The organism is Flavobacterium sp. 40-81 (assembly GCF_001898245.1).
Classification (GTDB): domain Bacteria; phylum Bacteroidota; class Bacteroidia; order Flavobacteriales; family Flavobacteriaceae; genus Flavobacterium; species Flavobacterium inviolabile.
Window position 1 is genome coordinate 23,401 of sequence record NZ_MKTM01000009.1, and the last position, 11,853, is coordinate 35,253.

Sequence of the window (11,853 nt, forward strand, 5' to 3'; positions counted from 1 at the left end):
ATTTTTTTAAAAACATGATTTTAGTCATAATCGGCATTAATAATAAAAAGAAACTATTGGCGTGTACTAAAATGAATAAGAAGCATTTATAAAAAAGTTCCTTCCCAAACGCGGAATCCCGTTCCAGTCGGAATAAGTTGTGTAATATTTGTCCAGGATGTTTTCAACTCCAGCCTGCAGGTTGATTTTAGTACTGCCCAAACGGAATGACTGCCCGGAATTAACGGTAAAAATGCAATAGTCCGGTGTGGTTGCTTCACCATAGAATGCCGCAAAATTTGTATGGGCAACATTACCGGAAGCAATAAGGTTTAGATTGAAATCACCCCGGGTAAAAAGAAAGCTGCTTTTATAACGCAAAGGACTGATAAACGGAAGATTCCGGTTTGAAGCATCCTGTCCATAGCTGTATGCCAGCTGATTTTTCCATTTTAGAGATGTGGTGAAGGTATATTCCAGTTCCAAATCGGTATTAAAGATCAGGGCATGTTCCAGCGCATTATAGATCTTGATGCCTTTTGCCCCGATGGTCATGGGGAGTATGGCCGGATTGATTTCCCCGATATAATAATCTTTAATATAGAAAAACGTACTGCTCAGTTTTCCGCTCAGGTTTTTATTCTGATAACGGATATGACCATTGGCTTCAAATGATCTTTCATTCTTTAAACCGGGATTCCCGATATAATCATAAAAATCATTACTGTTGTATAAATAAAACCCGTAAGCTTCCGAAACAGACGGCGCTCTTTCGCCATAGCCTAATCCTAAACCATATTCTATTTTAGTCATACGGTGCTGGTAGTTTACAGCAAAACTTTTTAAAATCCGGCTTTTGGTTTCGTTCATTTCCGGATAAAAAATCTGAAGACTCTGCAACCCGGATTTATCGGCAACTTTATTGGTATGTATGCCAATACCGGTTGTTATTGTAATATCGGAATGACTGTTTACCGCAATTTTATCTTCTAAATATAGTCCGGTGTACTGCGTACGGATATCGGGCCAGGTGTACATAAACATGATATTCTCTGACGGATTGGCCGGATACATCGTCATTTCTGCCAGCGAACGGTTATAATAGGCATTGAGGTTAACGGCAAACTGCTGTCGGTTGAATTTCCCTTTTAACTTAGAGTACAAACCATAGGTGTCCGACCAGCCCGGCATGTCCATGTGTATCGGCACTACCGGTCGTTTGGTATCGTCCATTTTATGGACAATCGAATTAAAATAGGCTTTGGTTTCCCATTCGGAGAAATAATCCGAAACGGGAGTATACCGGTAACGTAAAGAAGTGATGATTGCCTGTGCCAGCGATACATCCATCGGCAAAGCCGGATAGCCCACATTGACAGCCTTATCATAAATTACCGAACCTTCCACCAGCTGTCTTTTGGCAAACTGATAGCCGGCAGTACCGGAGAGATTGTATTTGGTAAACTGTGAAAAAGGAACTTCCACATTATTACCGGCTTTATAATTACCGGCATCACGCAGCATAAAATCGGCATTTACATACCAGAGGCTGTCTTTATAGCCGGTGTTCATTCCGGCAATTTTATGCTTATTGTTGGTTTCATAGCCGGTATGCAGCATCGTATTCCAGCCCTGGTAACCTTTATAGCGGTCGGCTCTTTTTAAATCGATTGCTCCGCCTATGGTTGGTCCGTGGCAGCTTCCAAGCTGTCCAGAAGTTATACTGGCTTCCGAAAGATTGGAAACCTCAACATAGGAGGTAACCGGGTCCATTTTATCGGTACAGGCACCAAAGATGCGCATACCGTCTATTGTAATAACGGTTCTTTCCGTAGCCATATTATTCAGAAATGGTTCCCAGGCATAGGCACCTCTTTTTACCATGTTTACTTTTGAGGACTGTAACAGGTAATCTTCGGTACTGGTTAATGATTTGGGCTGTTTCTGATATAAAGGTGTTTTTTTACCGATAATAATAACCTCGTTAATATATACCGGTGTTATGCTGTCTGTCTGACTGTGCTGCGCAAAACAGCCCGCTGAAAAGACAACAGCAAATAGCGTGAGGATAATTTTCATAAGGAATGAATTTTAAGCAGCAGGCCATACCCAAGAGGAAGCCTGCTGCAATGAAAAACTAAAATTCAATTTCAAAAAAGAGACTGCTCTGGGGATTGTCTGTTGTAACCGGTTCCCCTTTTAAAACCTGACCGGAAGCATTGAGCAGCTGTAAGTTGATTTTCCAGTAGCCGGTCATGGTTAGTGAAAGCTTACCGTGATACAGTTTTCCGGGTGTGGTTTGCGTTAGATCGGTATTGTAGGGCGATCCGTGATTGCCCATACCCGGCATTCGGGGATCGATCTTTATTTTGTAGTTATCAACAATAGGGAAGCTCATCATGTTTTCCATTCGGAAAACGCCTACCGTCATATCATTCAGTGCCACTGCCGGATTTTTGGGTGCTATATAGGCAACAATATAGCGTGTCCCGTCTGTCCCGGTAAAAGAGCTTACCGTTCGTTTTTCGGAAGGGAATACCGCAATAGTATCTGTAGCAGAGTAGCTGGTACCGTTAAGGGTATAATCAATGGTGAGTGTCCAGGATTCCGTGTCGTTCTGCGCCATCTGGAAGACGATTTCCCCGGTATATAAGGATTGGGTACCGGCAGCTTTTGTTACCGGCGATTTCGGACAGGAATGTTCCATTGTGGTCATGTGCATTACCGGTGTCCAGCTAACAGCTGCTTCGGTTTGGTACTGGCCGGTTGTTTTGTCTTTTATTCTCAGGGAAATGGCATTGTAGCCCTGTTTCAGGATGCCGGTATCGGAGTACAGTTCTATGGTATGGTTTTCATTCGACAGTTCTTTAATGCGGATCAGTCCGGCCGTTTCGTTTACCGGGGTTACTGTGGTATCGGTATTGTCTGTAGAACAGGAAGCCAGAAGAATAAGGCTGAAAAACAGGTATATATATTGAAAAGTTTTCATAAAAGTATTTTTAAAAATTAGGTATAAGTATCTTCTTCGGTTGTATAACCAAAAAAAATAACAACAATTCGAAAAAAAGTATTTAGAAAACAGGAGGGTGGAATACTGCGGTAGTATTTAGCAGCGCATATAAATTGGAATAATACACCGCCTTATTCCTAAGGACATACCAGAATTGTTTTGCCGGAGTAAACAGTGGAATATCGGTGAAAAACAAGACCGTTTCTTCGGTATGGATTTTTTTCTCTGCCGAATAGGGAGTATTGTCTGCCGAAGCTTTGGCCAGTTCGGCTTTTAGATGACATTTTCCATTACAGTTAAGTTCCGGTTTTTGGATATTCTGGCAATATTCTTTTACAATAGCCTCCCGATTGAGCATATAATTCAGAACCGGCAAGGCAGGTTTGAATATAAGGAGAAAGATGATGATGTAAATAGAAAATTTCATTACCAGAGGATTGAAAAGCAAGGCTAATGTGTTGTAAATAAGTACAAAATTAGTATGTGTTTTTCTGGTAAAGTATGACTGTAATCATACAATAAAGAGTATAAGTTGAGGAATTTTGTATCATAAAATGAACAAAATATACTACTTATGAACAGATTTTTTTTATTGCTATCCGGATGTTTCCTATTACTCTCCTGTGGAAAAGAGAAAGGTAAAACAACAGACGATTTCTCTAAACAAACGGTAACGGAGCAAGCATCCGATCCTTCCGCCTATGATGCCAAAAGGGGAGAAGGAAAATTCAAAAATGTAGAAATAGGAGCAGGTATCGACGCTTCCCTGGCAGACCAGGGAGATAAAGTGGTCGGTGTAAAATGTTTGTCCTGTCATAAAACTTCCGATGAAAAATTAGTTGGTCCCGGATGGAAAGGCGTTACAGAGCGAAGAGCTCCGGAATGGATCATGAATTTTATTACCAACCCGGACCCGATGATCGATAAAGATCCGGAACTACAGGCACAATTGGAAATTTGTCTGGTACGCATGCCCAACCAGGCAGTTACAGACGATGAAGCACGGCAGATCCTGGAATTTATGCGCAGGAATGATGCCGCTAAATAAAAATATTAAATTAAATTTTTTACTATCATGAAAAACAGATTAATACAAACGACACTAGTTGTCATTATGTTGTCGCTTTTGGGCTCCTGTAAGCCCAAAAACTCAACGGATGCACTAACCGGGGATATTGCTCAGAAAGCGTATGTTCCGCCAGGAAAGTATGATGAGTTTTACAATTTTGTTTCCGGAGGATTTAGCGGACAGCTAAGTGTTTACGGATTACCGTCCGGAAGACTTTTTAAAGTGATTCCGGTATTTTCGGTGGACCCTGAAAAAGGATGGGGGTACAGTGAAGAAACAAAACCGATGCTGAATACTTCACACGGATTTGTTCCCTGGGATGATTTGCACCACGTGGAAATGTCGCAGACCAATGGGGAAATTGACGGACGCTGGGTATTTGGAAATGCCAATAACACTCCGAGAATTGCCCGTGTGGACCTTAAAACGTTTAAAACGGCTGAGATTATTGAATTGCCAAACAGTGCCGGAAATCACTCTTCGCCGTTTATTACCGAGAATACCGAATATGTAGTGGCCGGAACCCGTTTTAGTGTGCCGCCGGATTATACAGACGGTGACGTGTCTATTGATACCTATAAACAGAATTTTAAAGGACACATCAGCTTTGTTAGTGTCGATAAAAACAACGGAGAAATGAATCTGGCATTCCAGATCGCCACACCCGGAGTAAATTTCGATTTGAGCCATGCCGGTAAAGGCAAATCCCATGGATGGTTTTTCTTCTCCTGCTATAATACCGAGCAGGCCAATACGCTGCTGGAAGTTAACGCCTCAAAAAATGATAAGGATTTTATTATGGCGGTGAACTGGAAAAAAGCGGAAGAGTATATTAAAGCCGGAAAAGGTAAAAAACAAAAGGTGAAATATGCTCACAATACCTGGGATGAAAAAACACATTCCTCCAAATCTGTTATGAAAGATGAGGTTCTGGTTTTAGATGCGGCAGAATTTAAAGATATCTGTTATATGATCCCTTGTCCTAAATCGCCTCACGGTTGTGATGTTGATCCCACCGGAGAATACATCATTGGTAGTGGAAAGCTGGCCGCATTGATTCCGGTGTTTAGTTTTGATAAATTACAGAATGCCATTGCTAAAAAAGATTATGAAGGAGAATATGGCGGCATTCCGGTAGTGAAATACGAATCGGCATTGCATGGTGAAGTTCAAAAACCGGGGTTAGGCCCGTTACATACCGAATTTGACGGTAAAGGAAATGCTTATACCACGATGTTTGTTTCTTCAGAAGTGGTAAAATGGGACATCAAAACACTTAAAGTTCTGGACAGGGTTCCAACCTATTATTCTGTAGGACACCTTATGATTCCGGGTGGTGACAGTAAAAAACCTTTTGGAAAATACCTGGTTGCCTATAACAAAATCACAAAAGACAGGTATTTGCCAACAGGACCTGAGCTTGCCCAAAGTGCGCAGCTATATGACATCAGCGGCGATAAAATGCAGTTAATACTGGATTACCCGACCATTGGGGAACCACACTATGCACAGGCAGCTCCGGCCGATCTGATTCGTAATAACGGACAATTGAAATTCTACAAAATTGAAGAAAACAACCACCCGTATGCGGTGAAAAATGAAAAAGATACAAGAGTTGTCCGCGAAGGAAATAAAGTCCATGTGTATATGACCGCCATTCGTTCCCACCTTGCACCGGATAACATTGAAGGCGTTAAAGTTGGCGATGAGGTTTACTTCCACGTGACGAACCTGGAACAGGATTGGGACGTACCGCACGGATTTGCCATTAAAGGAGCCGATAATGCGGAAACGCTGATCATGCCGGGTGAAACGATCACGTTGAAATGGCTGCCGAAAAGAGTGGGAATATTCCCGTTCTATTGTACCGATTTTTGTAGTGCGCTGCACCAGGAAATGTCAGGTTACCTGAGAGTGTCACCGGCAAACAGCAAGGTGCCTATTTCATACAAGCTGGATAAAAAAACATCCGCTCCCGTACAGTAAAAAATAACCGGAAAGGGAGTATCATTTTACTCCCTTTTCTTTAAAATATTAAGATGAAAAAAGACTCGATTTCAGTGTTTTCCAAAGGGATACTGGTACTGGTAAGTTTACTTTTACTACTTACGATTTTCTTTCCGATATGGCGGATAGAACTGAGTGCACCACAATATCCGGAGGGATTGGTATTACAACTCTATGCCCATAAAATTGCAGGGGACGTAGATATTATCAATGGATTAAACCACTATATTGGAATGAAAACCCTGCATACCGATAATTTTATAGAATTTACCGTATTGCCTTATATTATTGCCTCTCTGGCAATCTGTTCGCTGCTGGTCTGTTTTATAAAAAGAAAAAAAGGTGTTATTATCCTGTTTGGAGCCTTTCTATTATTCGGAACCCTTTCGGCGATTGATTTTTACAAATGGAATTATGATTACGGACACAATTTAGACCCTAATGCGGCGATAAAAGTACCCGGAATGGCCTATCAGCCGCCTTTACTGGGCTATAAACAATTACTCAATTTCGGGGCTTATTCCATACCGGACACAGGAGGATGGCTGCTGATTGTATCAGGAATACTGCTGTTTGCATTATTTCTGATAGAAACAGGCGCTGTAAACAAACTAAAAAGAACCAAAACCATCAACGGTATTTTGCCGCTGTTGCTGCTGTTCTTGGCTTCCTGTTCTAACGGTAAAGAAGTTCCGATAGCCTTAAATGCTGACCAGTGCGATTTCTGCAGGATGACCATTTCCGATGGAAAATTCGGAGCGGAGCTCATCACTCAAAAGGGGAGAGCCTATAAGTTTGACGATATCGCCTGTATGCGGAACTATTGTAAAGAAAACCATACCACCGCTGTGAAAGCCTATTATGTACACGATTATAACAAAGAGAATGTGCTCATTCCGGCAGAAACAGCAGTGTATTTAAAAGGCGGCGCCATTACAAGCCCGATGCATGGCAACACAGCAGCATTTACAACTGCTGAACAGACGGAAAAAGCAAATGACGGCTTAGCGGCCGAAACGATTAACTGGGACTCAATTTTAAAAGAATGAAAAAAATAATAGTATATGGCCTGATGTTTTTTGCTACCATGTCTTTGTCGGCACAGAAAAAGATAGAAGTAGGAAAGGATAAACCGGTGAAGTCCATCAAAGAAGCGATACAGTTAGCCCGCTCCGGCGATACAATTCTGGTTCATAAGGGAATATACAGGGAAGGTACTATCGTGATTGCTAAAAAACTGGTCTTTTTAGGTAAAGAATATCCGGTTTTAGACGGTCAGCGAAAGTATGAAGTTGTTTCCGTTAAATCCGATAGTGTTGTTGTTGACGGTTTCCGGGTAATCAATTCCGGGCATGCAGCCTTACAGGATCCCTGCGGAATCAAGGTATATAATAAAGATCACGTACGCATTCAGCATAATATCCTCGAAAATAATTTTTTCGGGATTTATATTCAAAATGGAAAAAACTGCATAATCACCCATAATAAAATAAAAGCTTCGGCTACCGAAGAACAGCAAATCGGTAACGGCATACACTGCTGGAAAAGCGAGGATTTACAAATCATTGCCAATGAAGTAACCGGACACCGGGACGGTATTTATTTTGAATTTGTTTATAATTCAATTATCTGGCGGAATATCGCTGCCAGAAATATCCGTTACGGACTGCATTTTATGTTCTCGGATAATGATTCCTATATTACCAATGTTTTCCGGGATAACGGCGCCGGTGTTGCGGTCATGTTTACCCGAAATGTCCGGATGATTAATAATGTATTTGATGAAAACTGGGGTGAAGCCGCCTACGGACTACTGCTGAAAGAGATATCCGATAGTTATATTTACGGGAACCACTTTGTTAAAAATACTTCCGGAATTTATATGGAAGGAACAACCCGGATAAAGGTGGAAAAAAATGTGTTTAAAGCTAACGGCTGGGGCATGAAAATCCAGGCCAGCTGTATGGACAACGAAATCCTGCACAATAATTTTTTAGGCAATACCTTCGATATAGGGACAAACGGAAGTTTGGTACTCAACAAGTTCAATGGAAATTATTGGGATAAATACCAGGGATATGATCTGGATAAAGACAGTTTCGGCGATGTGCCGTATCATCCGTTAAGCCTGTTTGCCGTGCTTACGGAAAGCAATCCGGCCACGATGTTGCTCTTTAGAAGCTTCATCATCACTTTACTGGACAAATCGGAAAAGGTCCTGCCCAGTATTACCCCCGATAATTTTGTAGATAATAAGCCCCTGATGCGGGCGCTACCGATATGATAACAATTAAAAACATAAACAAATCGTTTGGAAAGCTGCAGGTACTCCGGGACGTTTCCCTGTCCTGCAACAGCGGTGAGTGCATTGCCCTTATCGGACCAAACGGCTGTGGGAAAACAACACTGATTAAAAGCATTCTGGGTATGGTGATTCCCGACACGGGCACCATAACATTTGAAGGCGAAAACATTATTAAAGAATTCCGTTACAGGGAAAATATCGGCTATATGCCGCAAATCGGGCGCTATCCGGATAACATGACAATCGGACAGATAATAGACATGATAAAAAAGATCCGCAATAGTACACAGCCGCTGGATCTGGATTTGTTTTATGCCTTTCAGATCGATAAGCTCTCGGAGAAAAAAATGGGAACCCTGTCCGGAGGAACCATTCAGAAAGTAAGTGCAACACTGGCTTTTCTGTTTAACTCCAAAGTGCTGATACTGGACGAGCCTACAGCCGGACTGGATCCGTTGGCTTCCGAAATTCTGAGGGATAAGATCATCAAGGAAAAAGAAAACGGGAAGCTGGTGTTAATTACCTCACATTTACTGAGTGAGCTGGACGATCTTATAACCGAGATTGTCTTTATGCAGGAAGGAAAAGTCCATTTTCATAAATCGGTGGAAACGCTGCGGGAGGAAACACAACAGCAGAAAATATCTAAAGGAATTGCATACATTTTAAAAAATAACCGGCAATGAACAGCATAGTAAGAATAATTCTTTCGGACATCTTAAAAAATAAGATTGTTATTGTCTACACCCTGATACTGTCCGTACTGTCATGGGGTGCCTTTACGATGGAAGACAATACGGCAAAAGGACTGCTCACGATACTGAATATCATTTTGTTGACCGTACCGCTGGTGTCGATACTTTTTACGACAATTTATATTTACAACAGCTCCGAATTTATTGAACTGTTGTTAAGTCAGCCGGTCAAAAGAAAAAAGATATGGATCAGCCTTTTTAAAGGACTTTCATTAAGTTTGGTCATTGCATTTTTGATAGGGTCGGGTATACCGCTTTTGTGTTACTCGGCAAACCGGGTCGGGATGATGATGATCGTAGTGGGCTGCCTGATTACATTAGTCTTTGTGTCGCTGGCTTTTTTATGCTCGATTGCTACCCGTGATAAAGCCAAAGGAATTGGAATATCCATTATGACCTGGCTGTTTTTTGCTCTGTTATTCGATGGGATAATATTGTTTTTGCTCTTTCAGCTATCCGAATATCCTATCGAAAAAATGATGGTAGGGCTTACGGCCTTAAGCCCGATTGATCTTGCGAGAATACAGCTTTTATTGCAATTGGACGTGTCGGCCATGATGGGCTATACCGGAGCTGTTTTTAAAGACTCATTCGGAACGTTCTGGGGATTGCTGATTGCCCTGCTGTTATTGTGTTTGTGGGCGATACTGCCGTTTTATTTCTCTTTAAGAAAGTTTAAGAATAAAGATTTGTGATTACTGTTTTGTTTCCGGAATCACCCAAAAAAATTGTCAGCATATTAATTTAAAGGTATGATTTATGAAAAAAGATATTCAGAACCGGGAAGATATTATTCTTTTGGTAAACGTTTTTTATGAAAAGGTGAAAACGGATTCCGAAATAGGCTATCTGTTCACGGAAGTCGCCCGGGTAAACTGGAAAAAACACCTTCCTAAAATGTATGACTTCTGGGAAAACATCTTGTTTTATACCGGAAATTTTGAAGGAAACCCGATGGTAAAGCACCGCGAATTACACCATAAAAGTCCGCTGACAGTGAAGCATTTTAAGCATTGGAATAAACTGTTTACCGCAACTGTAGATGAACTTTTCAGCGGTAAGAAAGCCAATGAAATAAAAGAAAGGGCGGTTAATATTTCCCTGATGATGCAGCAGAAAACCTTATTGTAACCATATAACCTTTTAACATTAAAAAGCGGAAACAAAATACTTTGTTTCCGCTTTTGAGTTTGGCATAAAAATTACACGAATTAATAATTATTTTTATGGTATAAAGGAAGAAAATTTTTAGCGTATACGGTATGACTGTAATCATAGTGCAGGCATTACTACTGCCTGCCGCATCAATAGTATAACTTATGATTTTTGATTTCAATTTTCTTTCTTTTACTCATCTGAGATACGGTACGGATCACGGTTTCAACCCTTAATCCTGTAAAATCGGCAATTTCCTTACGGGTATAAGGAATCAGGATCTTTTCGGTCGGATGGCTGCATTGCTTCTTAAAATTGTCCAGAAAGGTACGGATCCTGTGTTCCGGCTTCTGATTAATGATGTTTTTAGAAAAAACCACCTTGTTGTAAATACGGGTCGCAAACAGCTGCAGCACTTTGGATAAAATTTCATTGTGCTCTTTCAGCATCTCAAAAAATTTCTCTTTTGAAAGTTTCAGTATGATAGTATCGGTATGGGCAATTGCCGCTGCCGGATAAGGCTGGTCAATAAACAAAGGCGGTTCTCCGAAACTCCGGCCTTTTTCGAACATTCCGACCGTAAGTTCTTTTCCGTCTTCGTTAATATATACCATTTTAACAGTACCTTCCAGGATCTGGTAAAAGTACAGTGCGGGATCATTTTCATAAAAAATAACGGTATTTTTCGGGAACTCCTTAGCGATAGCTCCCCAGGTAAATAAGAGATCGGGTTCGATTTGCATCTTTAGTGTTTTTAGGGGAATGTATAATGTGCCTGCTTTTTTAGAATTAGACAAAATAATGCTAAATAGCTAAAATAAAACATGATAAATGTTAGCTTTTACTACTAAAATAGGCTTCTCAGCCATTTATTTCGAAATCTTAAGGAGGGCGGTGGGATTTTTGATGATGATCTTTTTTCCGTACAGCTGGATTATATTCTCTTTTGTGAATTCGGAAAGAAGACGGATGCAGTTTTCCGGAGCTGTACCAATAATAGATGCCAGTTCTTCGCGGGATAAATTAATATTGATAGCGGCATCTTCATCAGTCCCGAAAGTATCTTTAAAGTTGAGTAATGTACAGGCAAGCCGCTGCCTGACATTTTTCTGAGCCATATTGACCAGCAGGTTGCTGGCATCCTGAAACTCTTTACAGATTATATTTAAAGCATTTAAAGAGAACAATTTGTTTTGTTCCAATAACTCGATAATGAGCGGGGAAGGTATAAAATTGACCTGCATGGTTTCCAATGCATAGGTACTGGTATTGACCGGGACTTTGGCGATAATGGATTGTAAACCCAAAATATCGCCACTGCCTGCCAGTCGTATGATCTGTTCTTTTTTGGTCAGTTTGCAAACACCTTTGTCAATACAATACACGCCGTTTATTAGCGCGCCTTCTTCATAAATCCGGTCACCCTTTTTAAAGGACAGTGTGGTTTTGCAACCATCCAGTTTTATTTGTTCATCGGTATTCAGTACTTTTAGTGGGGCTTTTAGTTCGGTAATGTGCTGGTACGTATTCATAAGCCTAATTAATTTTTGTTTGGAGCAAAGAAATTCTCAGG

Annotated in this window: 12 protein-coding genes; 7 read left to right on the plus strand and 5 right to left on the minus strand. The window is 40.9% G+C overall.

All coding sequences use genetic code 11. The features are described 5' to 3' along the window. Positions 1-66 precede the first annotated feature (66 nt). The 3 genes from BGO42_RS02245 to BGO42_RS02255 form a co-directional block, all read right to left on the minus strand. Positions 67-2,058, minus strand: a complete 1,992-nt coding sequence (locus BGO42_RS02245) for a TonB-copper family protein (protein ID WP_273245693.1) — start codon at positions 2,056-2,058, stop codon at positions 67-69. Positions 2,059-2,116: 58 nt separating this feature from the next. Continuing rightward, positions 2,117-2,968 (minus strand): hypothetical protein, encoded by an 852-nt coding sequence (locus tag BGO42_RS02250; protein ID WP_273245694.1) that lies wholly within the window; start codon positions 2,966-2,968, stop codon positions 2,117-2,119. Positions 2,969-3,050: 82 nt separating this feature from the next. After that, positions 3,051-3,416: a hypothetical protein gene (locus BGO42_RS02255; protein WP_273245696.1), complete on the minus strand. Its 366-nt coding sequence runs from the start codon at positions 3,414-3,416 to the stop codon at positions 3,051-3,053. 147 nt (positions 3,417-3,563) lie between these two features. Between BGO42_RS02255 and BGO42_RS02260 the strand changes: the two genes are divergently transcribed. The 7 genes from BGO42_RS02260 (at position 3,564) to BGO42_RS02290 (ending at position 10,256) form a co-directional block, all read left to right on the plus strand. Beyond that, on the plus strand, positions 3,564-4,037 hold the full coding sequence (locus tag BGO42_RS02260; RefSeq protein WP_177734509.1) for a c-type cytochrome: 474 nt from the start codon (positions 3,564-3,566) through the stop codon (positions 4,035-4,037). A gap of 27 nt (positions 4,038-4,064) precedes the next feature. Beyond that, positions 4,065-6,044 (plus strand): Sec-dependent nitrous-oxide reductase, encoded by a 1,980-nt coding sequence (nosZ, locus tag BGO42_RS02265; protein ID WP_177734508.1) that lies wholly within the window; start codon positions 4,065-4,067, stop codon positions 6,042-6,044. A 53-nt stretch (positions 6,045-6,097) separates the two neighbouring features. Beyond that, on the plus strand, positions 6,098-7,114 hold the full coding sequence (locus tag BGO42_RS02270; RefSeq protein WP_273245699.1) for a nitrous oxide reductase accessory protein NosL: 1,017 nt from the start codon (positions 6,098-6,100) through the stop codon (positions 7,112-7,114). Beyond that, on the plus strand, positions 7,111-8,349 hold the full coding sequence (nosD, locus tag BGO42_RS02275) for a nitrous oxide reductase family maturation protein NosD (RefSeq protein ID WP_273245701.1): 1,239 nt from the start codon (positions 7,111-7,113) through the stop codon (positions 8,347-8,349). Before BGO42_RS02270 ends, nosD begins: the two co-directional genes overlap by 4 nt. Then, entirely contained in the window at positions 8,346-9,056 is a 711-nt protein-coding gene (locus BGO42_RS02280; RefSeq protein WP_273245702.1) for an ABC transporter ATP-binding protein, read from the plus strand. The genes nosD and BGO42_RS02280 overlap by 4 nt, the downstream gene beginning before the upstream one ends. Then, a complete protein-coding gene (locus BGO42_RS02285) occupies positions 9,053-9,820 on the plus strand; it encodes an ABC transporter permease (protein ID WP_177734505.1) in 768 nt (255 codons plus the stop codon). The genes BGO42_RS02280 and BGO42_RS02285 overlap by 4 nt, the downstream gene beginning before the upstream one ends. Before the next feature lie 64 nt (positions 9,821-9,884). Beyond that, positions 9,885-10,256, plus strand: coding sequence for a group III truncated hemoglobin (locus BGO42_RS02290; RefSeq protein WP_177734504.1), 372 nt, complete (start codon positions 9,885-9,887; stop codon positions 10,254-10,256). Between the two features lie 173 nt (positions 10,257-10,429). Here the strand turns inward: BGO42_RS02290 and BGO42_RS02295 are convergent, their stop codons facing one another. Both BGO42_RS02295 and BGO42_RS02300 read right to left on the minus strand, forming a co-directional pair. After that, entirely contained in the window at positions 10,430-11,023 is a 594-nt protein-coding gene (locus BGO42_RS02295) for a Crp/Fnr family transcriptional regulator (RefSeq protein ID WP_177734503.1), read from the minus strand. Between the two features lie 126 nt (positions 11,024-11,149). After that, positions 11,150-11,812 carry a Crp/Fnr family transcriptional regulator gene (locus tag BGO42_RS02300; RefSeq protein ID WP_273245705.1) on the minus strand — a complete coding sequence of 221 codons (663 nt, stop codon included), beginning with the start codon at positions 11,810-11,812 and terminating at the stop codon, positions 11,150-11,152. Between the last annotated feature and the right edge of the window lie 41 nt (positions 11,813-11,853).